Source organism: Nereida ignava (genome assembly GCF_047114695.1).
Classification (GTDB): Bacteria; Pseudomonadota; Alphaproteobacteria; order Rhodobacterales; family Rhodobacteraceae; genus Nereida; species Nereida ignava.
This window is the reverse complement of record NZ_CP112885.1, coordinates 1,605,038-1,626,286: the sequence shown is the minus strand read 5'-3', so window position 1 is coordinate 1,626,286 and position 21,249 is coordinate 1,605,038. Positions and strand designations below refer to the sequence as shown.

Annotated in this window: 22 protein-coding genes; 12 read left to right on the top strand and 10 right to left on the bottom strand. The window is 51.5% G+C overall.

What is annotated here, in order from left to right; translation table 11 throughout:
* The first annotated feature begins 118 nt into the window (after positions 1-118).
* A complete protein-coding gene (gene hslV / locus OLX08_RS08035) occupies positions 119-676 on the top strand; it encodes an ATP-dependent protease subunit HslV (protein WP_334066816.1) in 558 nt (185 codons plus the stop codon).
* On the top strand, positions 673-1,977 hold the full coding sequence (hslU, locus tag OLX08_RS08030) for an ATP-dependent protease ATPase subunit HslU (RefSeq protein ID WP_391480813.1): 1,305 nt from the start codon (positions 673-675) through the stop codon (positions 1,975-1,977). The genes hslV and hslU overlap by 4 nt, the downstream gene beginning before the upstream one ends.
* Here the strand turns inward: hslU and OLX08_RS08025 are convergent.
* Both OLX08_RS08025 and OLX08_RS08020 read right to left on the bottom strand, forming a co-directional pair.
* Positions 1,974-2,564, bottom strand: a complete 591-nt coding sequence (locus OLX08_RS08025; protein ID WP_391480811.1) for a Smr/MutS family protein — start codon at positions 2,562-2,564, stop codon at positions 1,974-1,976. The two genes, hslU and OLX08_RS08025, sit on opposite strands and share 4 nt — an antisense overlap.
* 26 nt (positions 2,565-2,590) lie before the next feature.
* Positions 2,591-3,247: a Tim44/TimA family putative adaptor protein gene (locus OLX08_RS08020; protein WP_391480809.1), complete on the bottom strand. Its 657-nt coding sequence runs from the start codon at positions 3,245-3,247 to the stop codon at positions 2,591-2,593.
* A gap of 129 nt (positions 3,248-3,376) precedes the next feature.
* Between OLX08_RS08020 and OLX08_RS08015 the strand changes: the two genes are divergently transcribed.
* Positions 3,377-3,859: an FxsA family protein gene (locus OLX08_RS08015; protein ID WP_391480808.1), complete on the top strand. Its 483-nt coding sequence runs from the start codon at positions 3,377-3,379 to the stop codon at positions 3,857-3,859.
* 64 nt (positions 3,860-3,923) lie between these two features.
* On the top strand, positions 3,924-4,415 hold the full coding sequence (gene secB / locus OLX08_RS08010; protein WP_391480806.1) for a protein-export chaperone SecB: 492 nt from the start codon (positions 3,924-3,926) through the stop codon (positions 4,413-4,415).
* Positions 4,416-4,419: 4 nt separating this feature from the next.
* Here secB and dnaQ read toward each other — a convergent pair whose 3' ends face one another.
* From dnaQ to OLX08_RS07990, 4 genes are read right to left on the bottom strand one after another with little or no spacing between them, the layout of a single operon-like run.
* Positions 4,420-5,109, bottom strand: a complete 690-nt coding sequence (gene dnaQ / locus OLX08_RS08005; protein ID WP_391480805.1) for a DNA polymerase III subunit epsilon — start codon at positions 5,107-5,109, stop codon at positions 4,420-4,422.
* The gene (gene coaE / locus OLX08_RS08000) at positions 5,102-5,686 is read right to left on the bottom strand and encodes a dephospho-CoA kinase (RefSeq protein WP_391480803.1); all 585 of its coding nucleotides are present in this window, start codon (positions 5,684-5,686) and stop codon (positions 5,102-5,104) included. The genes dnaQ and coaE overlap by 8 nt, the downstream gene beginning before the upstream one ends.
* Positions 5,683-6,513, bottom strand: coding sequence for a shikimate dehydrogenase (locus OLX08_RS07995; RefSeq protein ID WP_391480802.1), 831 nt, complete (start codon positions 6,511-6,513; stop codon positions 5,683-5,685). The genes coaE and OLX08_RS07995 overlap by 4 nt, the downstream gene beginning before the upstream one ends.
* Complete coding sequence (locus tag OLX08_RS07990; protein WP_391483216.1) at positions 6,510-7,109, bottom strand: Maf family protein; 600 nt, start codon at positions 7,107-7,109, stop codon at positions 6,510-6,512. Before OLX08_RS07990 ends, OLX08_RS07995 begins: the two co-directional genes overlap by 4 nt.
* A 469-nt stretch (positions 7,110-7,578) precedes the next feature.
* Here OLX08_RS07990 and rho point away from each other — a divergent pair, with 469 nt between their 5' ends.
* The 6 genes from rho to OLX08_RS07960 are packed head-to-tail and all read left to right on the top strand — an operon-like array spanning position 7,579 to position 14,340.
* Positions 7,579-8,853, top strand: a complete 1,275-nt coding sequence (gene rho, locus OLX08_RS07985) for a transcription termination factor Rho (RefSeq protein WP_048598560.1) — start codon at positions 7,579-7,581, stop codon at positions 8,851-8,853.
* A 27-nt stretch (positions 8,854-8,880) separates the two neighbouring features.
* Positions 8,881-10,167, top strand: a complete 1,287-nt coding sequence (gene mnmE, locus OLX08_RS07980) for a tRNA uridine-5-carboxymethylaminomethyl(34) synthesis GTPase MnmE (RefSeq protein ID WP_391480800.1) — start codon at positions 8,881-8,883, stop codon at positions 10,165-10,167.
* A gap of 3 nt (positions 10,168-10,170) precedes the next feature.
* Positions 10,171-12,042, top strand: coding sequence for a tRNA uridine-5-carboxymethylaminomethyl(34) synthesis enzyme MnmG (mnmG, locus tag OLX08_RS07975; protein ID WP_391480799.1), 1,872 nt, complete (start codon positions 10,171-10,173; stop codon positions 12,040-12,042).
* The gene (gene rsmG / locus OLX08_RS07970; RefSeq protein ID WP_391480798.1) at positions 12,042-12,635 is read left to right on the top strand and encodes a 16S rRNA (guanine(527)-N(7))-methyltransferase RsmG; all 594 of its coding nucleotides are present in this window, start codon (positions 12,042-12,044) and stop codon (positions 12,633-12,635) included. The genes mnmG and rsmG overlap by 1 nt, the downstream gene beginning before the upstream one ends.
* The gene (locus OLX08_RS07965; RefSeq protein WP_391480797.1) at positions 12,628-13,431 is read left to right on the top strand and encodes a ParA family protein; all 804 of its coding nucleotides are present in this window, start codon (positions 12,628-12,630) and stop codon (positions 13,429-13,431) included. Before rsmG ends, OLX08_RS07965 begins: the two co-directional genes overlap by 8 nt.
* Positions 13,432-13,434: 3 nt before the next feature.
* The gene (locus tag OLX08_RS07960) at positions 13,435-14,340 is read left to right on the top strand and encodes a ParB/RepB/Spo0J family partition protein (protein ID WP_391480796.1); all 906 of its coding nucleotides are present in this window, start codon (positions 13,435-13,437) and stop codon (positions 14,338-14,340) included.
* Here the strand turns inward: OLX08_RS07960 and hemW are convergent.
* Genes hemW through rph form a run of 3 tightly spaced genes read right to left on the bottom strand, consistent with a single transcriptional unit; the run spans position 14,337 to position 16,812 of the window.
* A complete protein-coding gene (hemW, locus tag OLX08_RS07955) occupies positions 14,337-15,497 on the bottom strand; it encodes a radical SAM family heme chaperone HemW (RefSeq protein WP_391480795.1) in 1,161 nt (386 codons plus the stop codon). The genes OLX08_RS07960 and hemW overlap by 4 nt on opposite strands.
* A complete protein-coding gene (rdgB, locus tag OLX08_RS07950; RefSeq protein ID WP_391480794.1) occupies positions 15,490-16,098 on the bottom strand; it encodes an RdgB/HAM1 family non-canonical purine NTP pyrophosphatase in 609 nt (202 codons plus the stop codon). Before rdgB ends, hemW begins: the two co-directional genes overlap by 8 nt.
* A complete protein-coding gene (gene rph, locus OLX08_RS07945; protein WP_391483214.1) occupies positions 16,099-16,812 on the bottom strand; it encodes a ribonuclease PH in 714 nt (237 codons plus the stop codon). It abuts the gene before it with no gap.
* A gap of 96 nt (positions 16,813-16,908) precedes the next feature.
* Between rph and hrcA the strand changes: the two genes are divergently transcribed.
* The gene (gene hrcA, locus OLX08_RS07940; protein ID WP_391480792.1) at positions 16,909-17,973 is read left to right on the top strand and encodes a heat-inducible transcriptional repressor HrcA; all 1,065 of its coding nucleotides are present in this window, start codon (positions 16,909-16,911) and stop codon (positions 17,971-17,973) included.
* Between the two features lie 11 nt (positions 17,974-17,984).
* Positions 17,985-18,545 (top strand): nucleotide exchange factor GrpE, encoded by a 561-nt coding sequence (locus tag OLX08_RS07935; RefSeq protein WP_391480791.1) that lies wholly within the window; start codon positions 17,985-17,987, stop codon positions 18,543-18,545.
* Here OLX08_RS07935 and mutS read toward each other — a convergent pair.
* Positions 18,532-21,186: a DNA mismatch repair protein MutS gene (mutS, locus tag OLX08_RS07930; RefSeq protein WP_391483212.1), complete on the bottom strand. Its 2,655-nt coding sequence runs from the start codon at positions 21,184-21,186 to the stop codon at positions 18,532-18,534. The genes OLX08_RS07935 and mutS overlap by 14 nt on opposite strands.
* Positions 21,187-21,249 lie beyond the last annotated feature (63 nt).

Genomic DNA, 21,249 nt, shown 5'->3' with positions numbered 1-21,249 from the left:
CCAGACGAAAAACAAAGGCGTGCCAAGCAAGGTGCGCCTTTTTTCGTACGCACATCGCCTTGTGAAACACTCGGCCGGCAACCATATTATTTCCACGCACAAAAGCGGGAGCGCAAACATGAGCAACTCAGATTTTCCGGGCTGGCACGGCACCACAATCATCGGCGTTCGCAAAGGCGGCAAGGTCGTCATTGCAGGCGATGGTCAGGTAAGCGTTGGCCAGACCGTGATGAAAGGGACCGCGCGCAAAGTCCGCCGCCTTTCTCCGGGTGGGTATGATGTGGTTGCAGGCTTTGCGGGCTCAACCGCTGATGCGTTTACATTGCTTGAGCGACTAGAGGCGAAACTTGAAGCAACGCCAGGCCAGCTAGCCCGCGCATCAGTTGAGCTCGCGAAAGACTGGCGCACGGACAAATATCTCCAGAAACTTGAGGCAATGCTAATTGTGTCAGACGGAACCGACTTGTTTGTCATTACAGGCGCAGGTGACGTTCTTGAACCTGAGCATGACATCACTGCAATCGGATCCGGTGGTAACTACGCTCTGTCCGCCGGTCGCGCGCTTATGGATAGTGATCATGACGCGGAAGAAATTGCGAAACGCGCGATGGCAATTGCCGCAGATATCTGTGTTTACACCAACGGAAACCTCACGATCGAGACGATAAAATCATGACTGACTTAACGCCCCCACAGATTGTTGCAGAACTCGATCGTTTCATCATTGGCCAAGCAGACGCAAAACGCGCCGTTGCTGTTGCAATGCGCAACCGGTGGCGCAGACAACAATTGCCTGATGATTTACGCGATGAGGTGTATCCCAAAAACATCCTGATGATCGGGCCGACTGGTGTCGGCAAGACTGAGATTAGCCGCCGCCTCGCCAAGCTCGCAAATGCGCCTTTCATCAAAGTTGAAGCTACAAAGTTTACCGAAGTCGGCTATGTCGGTCGTGATGTTGAGCAGATCATCCGCGATCTTGTGGACAGCGCGATCACCCTTACTCGCGAAACAATGCGCGACGAAGTTAAATCAAAGGCAATGAAGTCCGCCGAAGAGCGTGTAATCACTGCAATCGCCGGTGAAGATGCAAGAAGCGGCACACGCGAAATGTTCCGCAAAAAACTCATCGCCGGTGAGCTTGACGACACTGTGATTGAGCTCGACGTGGCTGCACCGATGCCACAAATGCCATCAATGGATATTCCTGGACAACCCGGTGGCGGCCAAATGATGAACCTTGGCGACTTGTTCGGCAAAGCATTTGCAGGCCGCACCGAACGTCGGAAAATGACAGTAGCCGAAAGCTATGACGTGCTCATTGGCGAAGAGGCAGACAAACTGTTGGACGATGAGACAGTGACACAAACCGCGCTTGAGGCAGTCTCGTCCAGCGGGATCGTTTTTCTGGACGAGATCGATAAAGTCTGCGCCAAAAGCGAAACAAGAAGCGGTGATGTCAGCCGCGAAGGCGTTCAACGCGACTTGCTGCCGCTCATCGAAGGCACGACAGTCTCGACAAAACATGGGCCCGTAAAAACCGATCATATTCTATTTATCGCATCTGGCGCATTTCACATTGCTAAGCCCTCTGATCTGCTACCTGAATTGCAGGGCCGCTTACCTATTCGCGTTGAATTACGCGCGCTAACTGAGAGCGATTTTGTACGCATACTGACAGAAACAGACAACGCGCTTACCCGTCAGTACACCGCCTTAATGGCAACAGAAAATGTGACTGTTTCGTTCACGGCCGAAGGTATTGCTGCCCTAGCCAAAATTGCTGCGGAAGTGAACGAAAGCGTCGAAAATATCGGGGCGCGCAGGCTCTACACTGTGCTGGAGCGGGTGTTTGAAGAACTTTCCTTCACGGCATCTGACCGCGGTGGTGATGAAATAACTGTGGACGCTGCGTTTGTTGAGAAACACTTAGGCGAGTTATCTCGTTCAACAGACCTCAGCCGCTACGTGCTTTAACGTTTGCGCCGTAGATAAACATAATATGCGCCGCCACCACCGTGTTTTAAGTGGGCTTCGCTGACCTGCAAAACAAGCGATGCAACGGGCGCCATGCGCAGCCATTCAGGCACCTGATGACGAAGAACGCCCATGCGGACAGGCATCGGGCCGCCCTCGTCTTTGTGTTTGCCTTTGCCTGTGATCACCAAAACCAACCGCTTCCCAGCGCGATGAGACGACATCACAAACCCTATTAATGCAGGGTGGGCTTCTGCAAGCGTCATCCCATGCAGGTCGATCCGCCCCTCGGGCTTTAACTTACCGCGCCGCAGGTTCTGAAACGACTTTCGATCCATGTTTACAGGGGCTTCGGCGACCTGCTGCCGGATATCCTTTTGAATGTCATGCTTTCGCGGCAAAGGAGCCGCCCGCACACCGACCTTGAAGTGGGAAATCGCGGGGTGCTGCTCGGCACGGATTTTCTTTGGGGGCTTTTTGTCAGCGGGCCTACTGACGGGCGCATGTTGAATTGGCACAGCTGTTTCTGCGACACGCTGCCAAATGGAGCGGTCGTCAGAAGTTAAGCCTTTGGGTTTCTTTGCCACTTCAAATTTACCGCGCCCATCTACGTTTATTCGCCAGTCGCTACCAGTTGCCAGTTTGGATCGTCTGACGACATCACGCGTGCAAACGTCCATGTGTCTTTCTGGCGTTTGATCTCTTTGGCGCTGCCTTCAACCACTTCACCCTCAGCATTCGTCACAACTGAAGTAAGCTCGGCCACGAATTTCACCGTTACTTCGCCTTCGGTCGTAGAGGCGTTGTACGTCGCATCCTTCAAACGCATCTCACGGACACCAACAAAAGTGGCGTCTACAGAAAGCCCCTGCTCTTCGCGCATTTTGACAACGCTATTAAAGCTTTCGAAAACATCATCTGATAAGAACCCCTTGATGCCGTCCATGTCGCCAGCCTCAAACGCCATCAAGATCATCTCATAGGCACCACTGGCCCCGCCCAAAAACTCGTTCACGCTAAAGCTTGGATCAGCAGCCTTCATTTGCGCCAATGCATCAGCTTGGGCGCTACCTTCTTCGGCATGATCCGTGATATCACGGTCAGGTCCGCCTTCGATCACCTCAAACTCACGGCGCACGGGTGTGCTATCTTGCACAGCCTCTGGTGGCTTTTCAAAACCCTCACGTGTGCCAAGCACGTTTTTCAGACGCAAAACCAAAAAGATGGCAATGCCGGCAAGGACCAAAAGTTGGACGAGTGAGCTGTTCATGAAAGCCTCTGGCGTTGGGGGCGTGGAAAATTACTTAACTCGCACTTATGTAGGGCAGGCATAGGATCAAGTCCACTCACCGCACCTAGTTTGTGGTCTTGGCGTAAAGTTATGAAAAGGATCTTAACCATGTGGCTCTTTTTGGCATTTCTAGCGGTGCCGCTGATAGAAATTGGCCTGTTTATTCAGATCGGTGGCTGGCTTGGCCTTTGGCCAACGCTACTTATTGTGGTCATCACAGCACTTCTAGGAACCGCATTGGTGCGGCAACAAGGCGCGCTTGCTCTGTCACAAGTCCGCGGCAGCTTTGAAAACCTGAACGACCCTACAGAACCGCTGGCCCACGGCGCGATGATCCTGTTCTCTGGCGCGCTCCTGCTCACGCCCGGCTTTTTCACTGATGCTGTTGGCTTTGCATTGCTCATTCCCGCTGTGCGCACATCTGTATTTTCCGCACTCAAATCGCGGATCAAAGTACAAAGCTTTTCAAACACGCGGGCCCGCCAGCCCCACCATAATACAGCCGGTGGAACAACCATTGATGGTGACTTTGAGGAGGTACCCCCACCTGCAAATCAACCTTCTGGACCGTCAGGGTGGACCAAACACTAACGGATTGAGGCCCCTGCCCCGACCTGTTACGAAACTGCGAGTATAAGTTAATTGGAGATGCCCCATGGCTGACGAAACCCCCGCACAAGAAGCACCCGCAGGCATCAAAATGTCCGTGCTGGCGCAATACATCCGCGACATGTCATTTGAGAACATTCTCGTTCAAAAAGGCGGCGCAGGCGATGTAACCCCAGACGTTTCTGTTCAAGTGAATATCGACGCGAAAAAGCGTACTGTTGAGAACCAGTTTGAGGTCATCATTAAACTGATGATCAAATCAAATGAAAAAGCTTCAGAAGCGGCGCTGTTCTTGATGGAGCTTGAGTACGGCGGCGTTTTCCAGATCGAAAACGTGCCAGAAGACCAGCTTCACCCGTTCTTGCTGATCGAATGCCCACGGATGCTGTTCCCGTTTGTGCGCCGCGTTGTTAGCGACGTCACTCGTGATGGTGGCTTCCCACCACTTAACCTTGAAACCATTGATTTCCTTCAGCTTTACCGCGCAGAGCTTACACGCCGCGCTGAAGCAGAAGCAAAGAACGCGACTGTTTCTTAATAACCTAAGTCTCAGATCGCCAAAGCACTGCGCCGCCCATATTGTCGAGAAATTCGGCGTGGGCGGCGTTTTCTTTTTCAGTTAGCCGTGATGGCAACGGCGTCGGACGGCGTGAAGGACGCCATTCAGCGGTTTGATCCGAAGATGCGTTGTTTGAGTTGGTACTTAGCGCGAAATCCGGCTGCTTGCCGCCGATAAGTTCAAGATAAACTTCCGCCAAAATTTCACTATCAAGCAACGCTCCGTGCAAAGTCCGCGACGAGTTATCGATGTTGAAACGGCGGCACAGCGCATCAAGCGAAGCAGGCGAGCCTGGGAAACGCTTACGCGCAATTGCCAGCGTATCAAGCGATTGCGACATCGGTAGAGCAGGGCGCCCAAGCCAACCCAACTCTGCATTCAAGAACTTCATATCGAACGCCGCGTTATGAATGACCATTACATCGGTACCGACAAAATCAACAAAATCCTGCGCAATATCCTTGAAAACTGGCTTATCACGCAGAAAATCATCGCCGAGCCCGTGCACCTCAAACGCCCCTTGGGGCATTGAGCGTTCCGGATTGATATACTGGTGATAGGTCTTGCCCGTCGGCATGTGGTTCCACAGCTCTACCGCACCAATTTCAACAATGCGGTCGCCCTCGGCAGGCTCAAAACCAGTGGTTTCCGTATCCAAAACGATCTCACGCATCGCTTAACTCCCGCTTAATCTTGGCCAAAATCGCATCAACAGCCGCCTCAGCAGCATCTAGCGAAGTTGTCTCAATAACGTAATCCGCTTTTGCGCGCTTTTCGGCATCTGGCATTTGTTTTGATAGGATAGTATCGAAAAGCGTTTCTGTCATGCCGTCGCGCGCTAAAACACGATCGCGCTGAACGTCATTTGGCGCGCTTACAACAACAATCGCATCAACACTGTCATCGGCACCTGTTTCAAAAAGCAAAGGCACATCTACCAGCACGATCTCACTTTTAGAGGCCTCAATAAATCGCGCGCGGTCGGCGGCAACTTGCGGATGAATGATCGCCTCAATCTTTGCTAGTGCTGTCTGATCTTGATGGATGATCTCGCGTAATAATTCACGCTCTATCATCCCGTTTCTCACCGCTTGCGGGAACGCGGTCGCCAATTCACCACCGCCGCTTTGATAAATCCGGTGCACCGCCGCATCCGCATCCCACACAGGTATATAACGCTTGGCAAACATCTTCGCCGTGGTCGATTTGCCCATGCCAATTGAGCCAGTCAGGCCTATGACAAATGTCATGACAAAACAGCGTCGCGCAGTTCGTCATCCACAATCGGTTTTTGACCAAACCACGCCTCAAAACCGGGGGCAGCTTGATGCAGCAACATTCCAAGCCCGTCAACAACGGCACATCCACGCGCAGCTGCATCAATCAAAAGTTGGGTTTTCAAAGGGGCGTAGACAATATCTGTCACAAGCGTCTCAGGTCCCAAATGATCAAGCGAAACGGGCAGGGCGGGCTGGCCGTCCATCCCAAGCGAGGTCGTGTTTACCAGCAGGTTCGCGCCCTTGATAGCATCACCAACGTCATCCCACGCAGAAACCACAACCCGTGCGCCAAATTCTGACTGAAGCGCAGTAGCCCGCTCAGCAGTTCGGTTGCTCAAGATGATCTGTGGCGCACCAGCATCAAGTAGCGCCGCGACAACACCACGTGCCGCCCCGCCAGCGCCCAGAACCACCGCTGGACCCGTGTCAGCCCGCCAGTTAGGCGCGCCAGCGTACAGGTTAGCCATAAAACCGTAGCCATCAGTGTTATCACCCAAAACACTGCCATCTTCTTGAAAAATAACAGTATTAACAGCGCCAACAGCCTTAGCGCGGGGTGTAATTTCATCACACAAAGCCATCACAGTCTCTTTATGTGGCAGCGTCACGTTAATCCCCGCAAACCCAAGTCGGGGGAGTAATTCTATCGTACATGCCAAATCATCCGGTGCGACGTTCATCGGAATATAATGCCCATCAATCCCGTAACGCTTTAGCCAATGCCCATGCAAACGCGGTGATTTTGAATGCGAAATTGGATGCCCAATGACACCCGCAAGCCGTAGTTTTCCACTCATCCGTCAATATCTCCGCGCAAGGTTAAGAACGACAAAAGCTCCACCAAAGGCAGGCCTAACACCGCAAAGTAATCGCCCTGCACCTGAGAAAACAGTCGCGCACCTTCCGCCTCAAGCATGTAACACCCAACCGTATGCTGAATGTCATCCCAATTCCGCTCAACGTAGGCATCAATATAGGCATCACTCAATTGCCGCATGCGCAACGTTACACGTGAAACATGCCGCCACGCGGGTTTGCCATCCTGATATAAACAAGCCGCCGTATGCAAATAATGAACCTGTGCTGACAATGCCCGCAACTGCGCACGCGCATCATCTGGTGAGGTCGGCTTTGAATAAATAGCGCCTTTGAAGTCCAGAACCTGATCACAGCCCAAAATCGGCCCCTCATGTCCTTTATCTGACAATCGCCGCGCTTTCATTTCAGCCAGCGCATCCGCGACATCCCGTGGGGGTGCGCCTTCGGCAACCATCGCGCCTTTGATCAGCTCCTCATCAATGGGCATAGGTCGAATCGTTACAGGAATGCCCGCGTTTTCGAGCAGCTGAGCCCGAATTTTCGAGGACGAAGCGAGTGTAAGTGAAAAAGAGATGTGGATAACCTTTTGGACAAACCAATGAATGCCTTAAGGACAGTCACCGTGAGATTTCAGCACCATTCCCATCACAGCAGGACATAGCACAATTCCACGACAATTTGCCGATTTTATACGCCTGTGGAAAGGATAAATGTGTCGAATCTACGCTGTGGATAATTTTGCTTTACGTTAATTAACAAGACGTAAAGATATGCTCAACATATTGATTTAATACAACTATCTAAATATATTTAGGTGTAAATCTACCGATACACTGTGGATAAAGAATTGGATAAAAAGTAATCCACAGATATTCTTAACACTCCATCATCATCAATTTTTAATCTTTCTTATTATTAGAAGAAGCATTGAACCTCTCAAATCGAAGTTTGACTAACCCACTCATGTTAGCTACGGCTTAAGTGTTCATCCGAACACTTTAACTCCTTTAAAATAATGCGTTCCAACGCATGACGGTGAAAGTATGACCCAAGAGCGTCTGTCATTGGCTGAGCTGAAAGCTCAAAGCCCAAAAAACCTCCTGTCTTTGGCTGAAGAGCTTGAGATCGAAAACGCATCGACGATGCGCAAAGGGGATATGATGTTCTCGATTCTGAAGGAGCGGGCGGAAGACGGCTGGGAAATCAGCGGTGACGGCGTCATGGAAGTGCTTCAGGACGGATTTGGTTTTCTTCGATCAACCGAGGCAAACTATCTGCCGGGTCCGGATGATATTTACGTCTCACCTGACATGATCCGCCAATATTCGCTGCGCACAGGTGATACGATTACAGGCGTCATGCGTGCCCCTGGTGATAACGAGCGTTACTTTGCACTAACAAGCATTCAACAAATCAATTTTGAAGAGCCCGAAAAAGCGCGCCACAAAGTTGCATTTGAAAACCTGACACCGCTCTACCCTGATGAGCGTCTGAAAATGGAACTCGAGGACCCAACAGCAAGCAAGGATCGCTCTGCGCGGATTATCGACTTGGTTGCGCCAATTGGTAAGGGCCAACGTTCGTTGATCGTGGCGCCTCCGCGCACGGGCAAAACGGTTCTGCTCCAAAACATCGCGACCAGCATCGAGAAAAACCACCCAGAATGCTATTTGATCGTCCTTTTGATTGATGAACGCCCAGAAGAAGTTACGGACATGCAGCGCTCCGTGAAGGGCGAGGTTGTATCCTCAACGTTTGATGAACCTGCAACGCGCCACGTTGCTGTGTCAGAAATGGTTATCGAAAAGGCGAAACGCCTTGTTGAGCATAAACGCGACGTTGTGATCCTTCTCGACTCGATCACTCGTCTTGGACGCGCGTTCAACACCGTTGTTCCTTCCTCTGGTAAAGTTTTGACCGGTGGTGTGGATGCCAACGCGCTTCAACGCCCTAAACGGTTCTTCGGTGCTGCGCGGAATATCGAAGAAGGTGGTTCTTTGACCATCATCTCAACGGCCTTGATTGATACTGGGTCGCGGATGGACGAAGTGATCTTTGAAGAATTCAAAGGCACAGGTAACTCTGAAATCGTGCTTGATCGTAAAGTCGCAGATAAACGCGTCTTCCCAGCGATGGATATTCTGAAATCAGGTACACGTAAGGAAGACCTGTTGATTGATAAAGTTGATCTGCAGAAAACCTACGTGCTGCGTCGTATCTTGAACCCAATGGGAACGACGGACGCCATCGAATTCTTACTGTCAAAACTTAAGCAAACAAAGAGTAACGCGGACTTCTTCGACTCAATGAACGGCTAACACCCGCTACAAAAAGGAGGCTGAATAATGGATATTATTTTCGCCTTTGCGACGGCTGTCGGCCGTGCGGGTGTCAGTGTGCTGCGGCTGTCGGGGCAGGGTGTCTTTGACGCCTTGAAGCCTGTGATGCCTAAAATCAATGCGGATCGGCGGACGCCTTATTTGGCGGATTTCCATAAAATAGGCGGTGAGATAATTGATACGCCGCTTGTTTTGGGTTTCGCCAAAGGAGCAAGCTTTACAGGCGAAGAAACCGTAGAGCTGCACCTTCATGGTAGCCCCGCCATTCAAAAAGAAGCAATTTTAATCCTTTCTCAGTTGTCAAATATGCGCATGGCTGAACCGGGTGAGTTTACTCGCCGTGCTTTGATCAACGGTCGAATGACGCTTGAAGAAGTTGAAGGGCTTGCTGATCTGATTGACGCAGAGACAGAAAGCCAAGCAACCCAAGCGCGTAAGCTTTTGAATGGACATCTGAAAACAGCAGTGGCCGATTGGCGTGCAAAGCTAATTCACGCTGGCGCGCTGCTTCAAGCGACAATTGATTTTGCCGACGAAGAAGTTCCCGTGGATGTATTCCCCGAGGTGTCCGAAATATTGCTGCCATTGCGTGCTGAGCTTGAGGCACAGGCCCGCGGCGTAGTTGTTTCTGAACGTGTAAGATCTGGGTTTGAGGTTGCCATCATTGGTCAACCAAACGCTGGAAAGTCTACATTTATCAATGCGTTAGCCAGACGTGATGTAGCTATCGTTACGGATGTAGCCGGTACCACGCGCGATGTGTTGGAGGTTGATCTTGACCTGCGGGGTCATTCAGTACGGATTCTTGATACGGCGGGCATTCGCGCCACTGACGATAGTGTAGAAAAAATTGGTGTTGAACGTGCTTTGGATCGCGCTGCCTCTGCTGACCTGCGCATTTGGCTCAAGACGCCTAATGATGATGTTGAGCCGGTCGATATGACGGCTGATGATTTGATCGTGACGGCTAAAGATGATGAAGGTGTGTATGATAATGGGTTGTCGGGAAAGACGGGCCACGGCATCGACCGCATCCTTAACCATATCGGAACGGTTTTAAGTGATCGCGTTTCAAGGGTAGGCGTCGCTACGTTAGAACGGCACGGGATTGCGATTACGAACGCCGTGGGCTATTTGGATACAGCGATTTTTGGCTTGGAAAATGGACAAGAAGTTGAGTTGGTCGCAGATGATTTACGCGCAGCAACACGACAACTTGATCAATTGATCGGTCACGTTGATGTTGAAGATGTACTGGATAAAGTGTTTTCGTCGTTCTGTCTTGGAAAGTAAGGAGTGTTTCACGTGAAACATTTTGACGTAATCGTAATCGGCGCAGGTCATGCAGGTACTGAAGCGGCGGCAACTTCTGCACGGTTAGGGGTTTCAACAGCGCTCATTACAATGACGGAGGCTGGCATCGGTGCAATGTCTTGCAATCCTGCAGTTGGTGGTTTGGGTAAGGGTCATCTTGTACGCGAAATAGATGCGCTTGATGGTATTCTTGGGCGTCTTTCGGATCAAGCTGGCATCCAATTCCGCTTGCTAAACCGTCGAAAAGGACCAGCAGTCCAAGGGCCACGTGCCCAAGTTGACCGGCTTCTTTATGGGGAGCTTATGAGGCATGAGTTACGGAATACACCAAACCTTGAAATCATAATAGGTGAAGTTGCTGACCTGAAGATGCAAGGCGATATCGTTAATGGTGTGGTTCTCGGTGATGGTTCCGAAATCACTGCTCAAAAGGTAGTTATGACAACCGGAACCTTCCTGAATGGGAAAGTGCACATCGGTGACGTTTCTTACAGCGCTGGCCGAATGGGAGAGAATGCTTCCACCAAGCTGGCTGATCGTATTTTGAATTTGGGGCTTCCTATTGGACGCCTAAAAACAGGCACACCTCCTCGAATTGCGAAGGGATCGATAAATTTTGAGGGGTTGGAAGTTCAGCCTGGGGATGACGTTCCTGCCTTTTTCTCGTTTCTGACAAAAGATGTTTCCGCTCAACAAGTTAGTTGCGCCATCACTCACACAAATGAACACACACACGACATAATTACGAAAAACCTCGATAAATCTGCGATGTACGGTGGACACATTGATGGTGTTGGACCGCGGTATTGTCCCTCTATTGAAGATAAAGTTGTTCGTTTTGCTGACAAAACATCTCACCAGATCTTCCTTGAGCCAGAAAGTCTGAGTAGTGACTGGATTTACCCAAACGGTATTTCGACGTCGTTGCCAGAAGACGTTCAGTATCAGTACATTAGGTCCATTAAGGGACTTGAGAGCGCAGAAATACATCAGCTAGGCTACGCTATCGAGTATGACTATGTAGATCCCAGGGCGCTTAAGCAGACGCTTGAATTGAAAAGCGTAAATAGCCTATATTTTGCGGGCCAGATTAATGGAACTACAGGATATGAAGAGGCCGCAGCACAGGGGCTAGTCGCAGGCCTAAATGCTGGCCTTAGTGTTTTGGATAGAGAGCCAGTAATTTTCAGCCGTCGGACGTCTTATATAGGCGTCATGATAGATGATCTAACGAGTAGAGGCGTTTTGGAACCCTATAGAATGTTTACATCTCGTGCGGAGTATCGTCTTTCGCTAAGGGCTGACAACGCAGACCAACGGCTCACAGAGTTTGGAAAAGAGCTTGGCCTGATTTCACAGGTCCGCTGGGCCTCTTATGATGAGAAAAAACACTCCATTAATGTTGGGATGGATATTCTGACTGCAAAGGTCTTTACGCCGAAACAAGTTGCGGAAACGGGCGTGAAAATCAACCAAGATGGAACCAAACGTACTTTGTTTGATCTTTTGTCGATGAACGGGTTTGATATGGAGTGTGCTGCAAAGTTGGAGGCAGGAGTAGAAAGTATTGATTCAGATATTCAGCTCCAGCTTTCTAACGACGCGATGTATGCACACTATATTGCTCGGCAAGACCGAGATGCAGAAGGCTTAAAAAGGGATGAACAGACCGCACTTGACGTTAACTTTGACTACTCGGCGGTTAGCGGTATTTCCAATGAGATGCAGAATAAGCTTTTGAAGGCAAAGCCAGAGACCATTGCAAAGGCAGCAAAGATTGACGGTATGACGCCCGCATGTCTATCGATCTTGATGGCTATTGCTAAAAGCAGTCAGCGAAAGTCGATTGCGTAATGGATGTTTCACGTGAAACATCAGAGCGGCTACAGGCGTATGAAGCGCTTATTCGTAAGTGGAATCCGAAGATCAATCTTGTCTCACCGACAACTTTGGAATCTTTGTCCGACCGCCACATCAACGATAGTTTGCAGATATGCAGTCATATCAGTGAAATTACGCAAACAGTAGCAGACCTCGGAAGTGGTGGCGGTCTACCTGGTATTGTGATCGCCATTTATCTTCTTCAGACCGCGCCCCAACGAACCACGGTTTTAGTGGAAAGCGATGCCCGAAAGTGTGCATTTCTTCGTACGTGTATTCGTGAACTTTCCTTAAATGCCCGGGTTGAAACGGCGCGGATAGAAACACTCGAACCGATTTCTGCGGATGTGATAACAGCCCGAGCTCTCGCAAGCCTTGATGTACTGTTTGATTGGGCTCATCCCCACGGGCACAGTGATACAGAATATTTGTTCTTAAAAGGGCGTACGGTTGAAGCGGAGCTTGCAGTTGTGCGGGATAAGTGGTCGTTTGAGTTAGATTTGGTCCCAAGCAAAACCGATCCCGAGGCGAAACTGGTAAAGATTAAGGCGTTGAAGCGTGCATAATATCGATCCTGCAAAGATTATTGCCGTTGCCAATCAAAAGGGGGGGGTTGGTAAAACGACAACCGCGATTAACCTCGCCGCAGGGCTGTCTGAACTGCACCTATCGGTTTTGCTGATCGATCTTGATCCACAAGGAAATGCGACAACGGGCCTCGGGGTGCAAAAAGAAGAAGCGACCCAGACGGTGTATGATCTTCTTGTTTCAAATGCGCCGATTGACGAGGTTATTGTTCCGACGGCTGTTGAAAACCTTGATATTGTCGCGTCGACGACTGATCTCAGTTCGGCCGATATAGAGCTTATTTCTAATGAAAAGCGTAGTTTTTTACTGCGGGACGTGCTGCGGTCAGTAGATATGACTGCACTTGGTTATGACTATGTCATTATTGATTGTCCGCCCTCGCTCAACTTGCTGACTGTTAACGCAATGGTCGCAGCACATAGCATTCTTGTGCCGCTACAAAGTGAGTTTTTCGCGCTTGAGGGATTATCTCAGCTGATGATTACCATCCGTGAAGTTCGTGAAGCAGCTAACCCCGCCTTGCGTATCGAGGGTGTCGTGATGACGATGCATGACCAGCGGAACAACTTGGCCCAGCAGGTCGAAAATGATGCCAGAGAAGTACTGAAAGATCTTGTTTTCAAAACGGTTATTCCGCGGAACGTACGTGTAAGTGAAGCGCCGTCTTATGCGCAATCTGTTCTAGAATATGACCCGCGTTCGAGCGGGAGTCAGGCGTATCGTGCGCTGACCAAGGAATTTTTGCGCCGGCAGCGCGCTCAAGAAGGAGTTTAGATCATGAGTAAGTCACCAAACAAAGGTCGCGGGTTGGGCCGTGGGTTGTCTGCTTTGATGGCTGATGTTCCTACGCAATCAGAAACGCCGTCGGAGGATGTGGTGAAAAGCACCACGTTAGTGTCAATTGATCTAATTTTTCCGAACCCTGACCAGCCGCGGAAATCGTTTGATGAGAGTGATTTGGATGAGTTGGCAAGTTCGCTTCGGGAAAAGGGAATTATTCAGCCGCTGATCGTCCGTCCGGATACGACAGGGCAGAAAGGTGCTTATCAGATTGTTGCGGGTGAGCGGCGTTGGCGCGCTGCTGCGAGAGCGCAAATCCATGAAGTGCCCGTAATCGTTCGGGACTTCAACGATACTGAAGTACTCGAGTTGGGTATCATCGAGAATATTCAGCGCGCTGATCTGAACGCGGTTGAGGAGGCCTTAGCCTACAACCAATTGATCCAAAGACATGGACATACACAAGATGCAGTTGCTAAGGCGATGGGGAAAAGCCGGTCGCACATTACTAACTTGCTGCGCTTATTGACCCTTCCTGACGATGTGCAAGACAAAGTGGTAACGGGTGCGTTGAGTATGGGTCACGCACGCGCAATGATTAGCGCGGATAATCCAAGTAAGATTGCACAGACTGTTATCGCAAAGGGTTTGTCAGTTCGACAGACCGAAGAGCTGGTTAAAAACGGCTCTAACTCGGGCAAATCAGGTGGTTCGAGTGGTGGGCGCAGCGGTGGCTCTAATGATAAAGACGCTGATACGCGCGCGCTTGAAGGCGAATTGTCGGCCCAGTTGCGGATGGGCGTTTCAATTTCCCACAATCCCGGCAACGATGGTGGCCAAATCGTGATTAAATACAAAGACTTAGAGCAACTAGATGACCTTTGCAGATTGCTTGCGGGTTAATCGGTAAGCAATTCGCGCAAGATGCCGTTAATCAGTGGTCGTCCCTTGGGGGTGACTGCTAAGTTGTCGTCATTTGCAGCGATCAAACCGAGTTCTGCTAGGTGGGCAATTGCTGTTTCTGGCAGTGTTAGACCCGATATTTCGCTATAGCGAGTTGGCGAAACGCCTTCTGCCAATCGCAGGCCCATCAGTAGAAATTCTGTTCCTTGCTCTTCGCGTGATAGCGGGGCGGTCGTGGTTTCGCCTGTTGCGTTTTGTTCGACTGATTTGAGCCAATTTAGGGGACTTAATTCCGTTTCTGTCGCGTGGCGGGTTCCGTTAAGAGTTACCCTTCCATGCGCGCCAGGGCCGATACCGATGTAATCGCCGTAGCGCCAATAGATCAGGTTGTGGGCGCTTTCATGGTCCGGTTTAGCGTAATTAGACACTTCATATGACATATATCCTGCATTTGCAGCGATTTCCTGCGTTGCAAAATACATGTCTGCTTCGGTGTCTTCGGTCGGCAGTCCCTTTAGCAGGCCTTTTTCATAACGATCACCAAAGGCTGTATTGGGCTCAATCGTTAGTTGGTACATTGAAAGGTGGCCAGCAGCGATCGTGAGTGCCTCTTTCAGTTCAGATTGCCAATCGGCAAGTGTTTGATTTTGGCGGCTGTAGATGAGATCAAAGCTGCACTTTTCAAAGGTTTTTGACGCAAGTTCAAAGGCTTGGATGCCTTCGCGAACTGTATGAAGGCGGCCGAGGCGTTTGAGATCATCATCGTTGAGGCTTTGAATGCCAACTGAAATACGGTTCACACCTGCATCTTTGTAGCCGACAAAACGGCCTGCTTCGACGGACGTCGGGTTCGCCTCCATCGTGATTTCGATCGTATTTGCGCATGACCAATTGGCGCGCACGGCTGTGATGATCTGTTCAATGGCGGAAACGGACATCAAACTGGGGGTGCCGCCGCCAAAGAAGACTGAATTCAGCACCCGCCCTTTGGTGAGTGAAGCTGTACGTTCAATTTCCGCAATGTAGGCTCTAACCCAGCGGTTTTCGTCTATTCTATCCGCAACGTACGAGTTGAAATCACAGTACGGACATTTTGCGCTGCAAAAGGGCCAGTGAATGTACAGGCCGAACCCGCCATTTTGCCAGTCTTCAGTCAAGGCAGCCTGCGATCAGTTTTGCGAATGCATCGGCGCGGTGTGACATGGCGTGTTTTTGCGCGGGATCCATTTCGCCGAATGTTTCTGAATGACCAAGGGGTTGGAACATGGGGTCAAAGCCAAACCCGTGTTCACCACGCATTGGCCAGACGACTTCGCCTTTGACTATGCCGTCAAAGATTTCGTCGTGTCCGTCGGGCCAAGCGATGCAGAGCGTGCAGTTAAAGGCGGCGAGGCGCGGGTAGTCGGCGTCGCGTTCTTCAAGTGCGTTCCAGACTTTGCTCATGGCGAGGGGGAAGTCGCGGCCTTTTGGCGTTTCGGCCCAGTCTGCGGTGTAGACGCCCGGTGCGCCGTCAAGGCCGTCAACTGTAATGCCGCTGTCATCTGAAAGCGCCGGAAGGCCTGCATTTTTGGCGGCATAATGCGCTTTGATGCGGGCGTTTCCGTGGAAAGTGCTTTCCGTTTCTTCTGGCTCATCAAGCCCAAGCTCGCCCGCCGAGACCACTTCGATACCAAAAGGTTTCAGCAGTTCAGAGATTTCGCGCAGTTTTCCTGCGTTATGGCTGGCGAGGACGATCTTGGGTTCGGTGAGTTTGCGCATTTATGCACCTACCGCCGCTAGTTGTGCTTTGGTTAGCTCAGCGCTTCCTTTGATCGCAAGGTCAAGAAGTTGATCCATTTGTGTGCGGCTGAAGATAGAGCCCTCAGCGGACATCTGGATTTCGATCAGACCAGCGTCGCCAGTCATGACAAAGTTACCGTCCACACCTGCTTCGCTGTCTTCGGGGTAGTCCAGATCAAGAACGGGCTGGCCCGCGTAGATGCCACAGCTTACCGCAGAAACGGCGCTGATCAGCGGGTTTGTTTTGATGTCGCCTGCTTTCATCAGTTTTTGGACGGCCAAGGAAAGTGCAACCCAACCACCCGTAATTGAGGCACAGCGCGTGCCACCGTCCGCTTGGATAACGTCGCAGTCCACTGTGATTTGACGCTCGCCCATAGCGACGCGGTCAACACCGGCGCGGAGGCTGCGGCCGATTAGGCGTTGAATTTCTTGGGTGCGTCCGGATTGTCCATTCTTGGCTTCACGGCGCATACGTGTGTGTGTTGCACGGGGCAGCATACCATATTCTGCAGTAACCCAGCCGAGGCCAGATCCTTTGATGAAGGGGGGGACGCGCTCGTCAACAGATGCGGTGCACAGCACGTGGGTATCGCCGACTTTGATCAGGCAGCTGCCTTCCGCGTGGCGGGTCACGTTGGTTTCGATCTCAATAGACCGCATTTCATCAAGTGCACGGTTGGAGGGGCGCATCATATCATCCTTTGTTTTTCTGGAGATTGGATCACATGGTGGCAAACTGAACGCAACCCCTTGCAACATTGGGTGGGGGGGATCAAATTACCGTCTATGACAGAGATCGAGAGCCCCTTTGACAATATGAATGACCGGTCGCGCGAAGTGTTTCGCCGCGTTGTGCAGTCGTATCTTGAGAGCGGCGATCCTGTTGGGTCGCGGACGCTGACGCGGGAAATGTCGGAAAAGGTAAGTGCGGCGACCATTCGTAATGTCATGCAAGACCTTGAGCATCTTGGTCTGTTGGATAGTCCGCATATTTCTGCGGGTCGTGTGCCCACGCAAATTGGTTTGCGGATGTTTGTGGATGGTTTACTTGAGGTCCGTGATCTTGATGCCGTGGACCGTGACCATTTGAAGAATACGATGTCGTCTAATTCTGATGGCGTGCCTGCACTGATGGACCGCGTTGGTGGGGCGCTTTCGGGTCTAACGCAGGGCGCATCGCTGGTTTTGACGCCAAAAACGGAAGCGCCGATCAAGCATATTGAGTTTGTCTCACTTGGTCCTGATCGGGCTTTGGTGGTGCTTGTGTTTGCGGATGGTCAGGTGGAAAATCGCGTGTTCACACCGCCGATGGGCCAGACGCCTTCTTCGATGAGAGAAGCTGCCAACTTTCTAAATGCCGTTGCCGAAGGCAGGACAGTTTCAGAGTTGCAGCGCGTCGTCAGCGGTGAGATTTCAAAGCGCCGCCAAGAGATTGATACGCTGGCCAAGGATATGGTCGAAAGCGGGCTGGCGCTTTGGGAGAATGAAGGCACCGCAAGCGAGCGTCTTATTGTGCGCGGGCGGTCCAATTTGATTAACGAAGGTGGTGATCCTGCAGAGTTGGATCGCATCAAAACGCTGTTTGATGATCTTGAACGCAAGCGTGATATTGCCGAGTTTCTAGAGTTGACCGACGAAGGCGAAGGCGTGCGTATTTTTATTGGCTCTGAGAACAAGCTTTTTTCACTTTCGGGTTCCTCTTTGGTGGTTTCTCCTTATATGAACGCTGACCGAAAGATTATTGGTGCTGTGGGGGTCATTGGCCCGACGCGATTGAACTACGGACGTATTGTCCCGATCGTTGATTACACTGCCCAATTAATCGGGAAACTGATGGCCGACCGCGGATAAAGGGTAAAGATATGGCAGAACAGGAACCAACGAACTTCCTCGATGATTTGGCAGAAGCTGAGGCGGAGCTGGATCAAGAGGCGGATGTCGATTTCTCTGACGAAGAGTTGGAGCGTGATGCGTTGAAGGCTGAGCGTGATGACTATCGCGATCGCTTCATGCGTGCGCTGGCTGATGCTGAAAATGCGCGCAAGCGTTCGGATCGTGATCGCCGCGAGGCTGAGAATTACGGCGGTTCAAAACTGTCGCGGGACATGTTGCCAGTTTATGACAACATGAAGCGCGCGTTGGAAACCGTGACTGACGAACAGCGCGAGGCGAACAAAGCGCTGCTTGAGGGTATTGAGCTGACGATGCGTGAGTTGATCAGCGTCTTTGGCAAGCACGGTATCGTTGTGATTTCACCTGAAGTCGGGGACCGGTTTGATCCGCAAAACCATGAGGCGATGTTTGAAGCGCCTGTGCCGGGCACCAAAGCCGGTGACATCATTCAGGTAATGGCCGAGGGCTTTATGCTGCACGATCGTTTGTTGCGCCCCGCGCAAGTTGGCGTTTCTTCTACGCCGGCTTAGTCAACGCTTTGAGTTGGTAAAGGGCGTCAAGCGCGTCCCGTGGTGACATCTCATCTGGTAACATTTCAGCCAACGCGGCTTCAACTGCGTTGGCTTTTTCTTTTGTAGGCGCTGGGCTGGCAGGTGTTGCAGAGAAAAGAGGCAGGTCATCAACGATAGCCTTTTGGCCCGCTGTTCCTTCGCGCTCACCTTTTTCAAGTGCCTCTAAAACTGATTGTGCGCGGGCGATGACCATTGGCGGCAGCCCTGCGAGTTTTGCGACCTGCACGCCGTAAGACCTGTCTGCTGCGCCTTTTCGGACTTCGTGTAAAAAGATGACATCGCCGTCATGTTCGCGCACAGCAACCGTCGCATTGCTGACGCCGTCCATCTTGCCTGCAAGTTGCGTCATTTCATGGTAGTGGGTCGCAAATAATGCGCGGCATTTGTTTTGGTCGTGCAGATATTCCAGCGTTGACCACGCAATTGATAGGCCGTCATAAGTTGCTGTGCCGCGACCGATCTCGTCCAAAATAACCAAGGCGCGGTCATCAGCTTGGTTCAAAATGGCGGCCGTTTCGACCATCTCAACCATGAACGTTGAGCGGCCGCGCGCCAGATCATCCGAGGCACCTACACGGCTGAAAAGTTGTGAAACGGCACCGATATGCGCGCGGGCAGCGGGTACGAACGACCCCATTTGTGCCATCAACGCAATCAGCGCGTTTTGGCGCAGGAATGTAGATTTACCCGCCATGTTTGGGCCCGTTAGCAACCAAACGGCAGCGTTATTTTCAGATTTGGTCAGTGTGCAATCATTGGCCACGAACGCGGCGTTTTGCGCCTTGAGCGACCTTTCAACAACCGGGTGGCGGCCCTGTTCAATTTCAAATGCGCCAGTGGTGTCAACGGTGGGTCGGGTCCAGCCTTCACCGCTGGCAATATCGGCTAGCGCAGCAAACACATCTAGTTCTGCAAGTGCAGCTGATGTGGTGGCAACTGTCGCTGCGGTTTCTAAAATCGCGGTAGTTAGGCTGGAATAGACCCGCTTTTCGATTTCAAGCGCACGACCGCCTGCATTCAGGATGCGCGTTTCGAGATCAGACAGTTCCACGGTGGTAAAGCGCACTGCGTTTGCTGTGGTTTGGCGGTGGATGAAAGTTTCAGACCAAGGCGCAGACAGCATTTTTTCAGCGTGAAGAGCGGTGGTTTCAATGAAATAACCCAAGACATTGTTGTGCTTGATTTTGAGCGATGAGATGCCCGTTTGCTCAGCAAAATCGGCTTGCATTGAGGCGATCACGCTTCGGCCCTCATTGCTAAGCTTGCGAGTCTCATCCAGCTCAGCATCATATCCTTCTGTGATGAATCCGCCATCGCGCGCCAAGAGTGGTGGCTCAGCGATCAGTGCGTCATCCAGAAGTGCGACCAGTTCGCCGTGGCCGCTAAGTGCTGTGCGTGCGGCGTCGATATCAGTGGGCAGGCCAGTTTGAGGCAGGTTTGCGAAAAGATCTTCTGCTTGTTGAAGTCCGTTACGAATAGCAGCAAGGTCACGTGGTCCAGACCGGTCCAGAGAGATGCGAGATAGGGCGCGCTCAATATCAGGGCATTTGCGTAGCGCTTCTCGGACGGTGTCACGTAACAATGGATCAGATAGAAAATGCGCAACGGCATCCAAGCGGTCATTGATCAGGGTAACATCACGGGAAGGGGCGTTGATGCGCCGCTCTAGCAAACGCCCGCCTGCCGACGTTACGGTGCGGTCGATGGTTTGCAACAATGTGCCATCACGCCCGCCGTTCATGCTGGTCGTGATTTCAAGGTTTCGGCGGGTGGCGGCATCAATCTGAACCAAGCCCCCTTCGTCTTCCCGAATGGGCCGTTGCAGCAGGGGCATGTTCCCTTTCTGCGTGATGTCGAGATAATCAATAATGGCGCCAAGTGCGCCAAGCTCCGCGCGATTGAAGGTGCCGAAAGCGTCCAAAGATGCGACCTCAAACGCCTCCATTAGCCGCTCTTTACCCCGTGTGCTGTCGAAACTTGATGCACCAAGAACAGTGAGCGCACCGCCAATATCAGACACTATTTCCGCACAATCGCGTTCAATTGCATCGGCGATGAGCACTTCTTTAGGCAGCAATCGCGCCAATTCAGGGGATAAGCGTGAACGTTTGCATGACAAAACGCGCACTTCGCCTGTTGAGATATCGACCCACGCAATTGCACCGTCCGATCGAACTTCGTTATAGGCGCAGAGAAAGTTGTTACGCCGTGCTTCTAGCAGGCTGTCTTCGGTCAATGTGCCGGGTGTGACTAGCCGCACGACACCACGCTTGACGACAGATTTATGGCCGCGCTTTTTCGCCTCGGCCGGGCTTTCAAGCTGTTCGCCCACGGCAACGCGAAACCCCTTGCGTATAAGTGTCAGCAGATATCCTTCGGCTGCATGAAACGGTACACCGCACATCTGGATATCTTCACCGTTGTGTTTGCCGCGCTTGGTAAGTGCGATGTCCAAAGCAGAGGCCGCTTGAACCGCATCATCAAAGAACAACTCGTAAAAATCGCCCATGCGATAGAACAATAGCGCATCAGGGTATTCTTCTTTGATGCCAAGATATTGGGCCATCATCGGTGTGGTTGTGTGCGCAGACGCCGCCATCGGATCCCCCAAGGTCAAACGGTGTTTGTGAAAACTAACCGCAGGGCGAAGTCGCCGAAACCC

Bases quoted from the DNA above. Each gene is read 5' to 3' on its own strand.
- hslV (WP_334066816.1), top strand. From the start codon at position 119: ATGAGCAACTCAGATTTTCCGGGCTGGCACGGCACCACAATCATCGGC.
- hslU (WP_391480813.1), top strand. From the start codon at position 673: ATGACTGACTTAACGCCCCCACAGATTGTTGCAGAACTCGATCGTTTC.
- OLX08_RS08020 (WP_391480809.1), bottom strand. From the start codon at position 3,247: ATGAACAGCTCACTCGTCCAACTTTTGGTCCTTGCCGGCATTGCCATC.
- OLX08_RS08015 (WP_391480808.1), top strand. From the start codon at position 3,377: ATGTGGCTCTTTTTGGCATTTCTAGCGGTGCCGCTGATAGAAATTGGC.
- secB (WP_391480806.1), top strand. From the start codon at position 3,924: ATGGCTGACGAAACCCCCGCACAAGAAGCACCCGCAGGCATCAAAATG.
- dnaQ (WP_391480805.1), bottom strand. From the start codon at position 5,109: ATGCGTGAGATCGTTTTGGATACGGAAACCACTGGTTTTGAGCCTGCC.
- coaE (WP_391480803.1), bottom strand. From the start codon at position 5,686: ATGACATTTGTCATAGGCCTGACTGGCTCAATTGGCATGGGCAAATCG.
- OLX08_RS07995 (WP_391480802.1), bottom strand. From the start codon at position 6,513: ATGAGTGGAAAACTACGGCTTGCGGGTGTCATTGGGCATCCAATTTCG.
- rho (WP_048598560.1), top strand. From the start codon at position 7,579: ATGACCCAAGAGCGTCTGTCATTGGCTGAGCTGAAAGCTCAAAGCCCA.
- mnmE (WP_391480800.1), top strand. From the start codon at position 8,881: ATGGATATTATTTTCGCCTTTGCGACGGCTGTCGGCCGTGCGGGTGTC.
- rsmG (WP_391480798.1), top strand. From the start codon at position 12,042: ATGGATGTTTCACGTGAAACATCAGAGCGGCTACAGGCGTATGAAGCG.
- OLX08_RS07960 (WP_391480796.1), top strand. From the start codon at position 13,435: ATGAGTAAGTCACCAAACAAAGGTCGCGGGTTGGGCCGTGGGTTGTCT.
- rdgB (WP_391480794.1), bottom strand. From the start codon at position 16,098: ATGCGCAAACTCACCGAACCCAAGATCGTCCTCGCCAGCCATAACGCA.
- rph (WP_391483214.1), bottom strand. From the start codon at position 16,812: ATGCGCCCCTCCAACCGTGCACTTGATGAAATGCGGTCTATTGAGATC.
- hrcA (WP_391480792.1), top strand. From the start codon at position 16,909: ATGACAGAGATCGAGAGCCCCTTTGACAATATGAATGACCGGTCGCGC.
- OLX08_RS07935 (WP_391480791.1), top strand. From the start codon at position 17,985: ATGGCAGAACAGGAACCAACGAACTTCCTCGATGATTTGGCAGAAGCT.
- mutS (WP_391483212.1), bottom strand. From the start codon at position 21,186: ATGGCGGCGTCTGCGCACACAACCACACCGATGATGGCCCAATATCTT.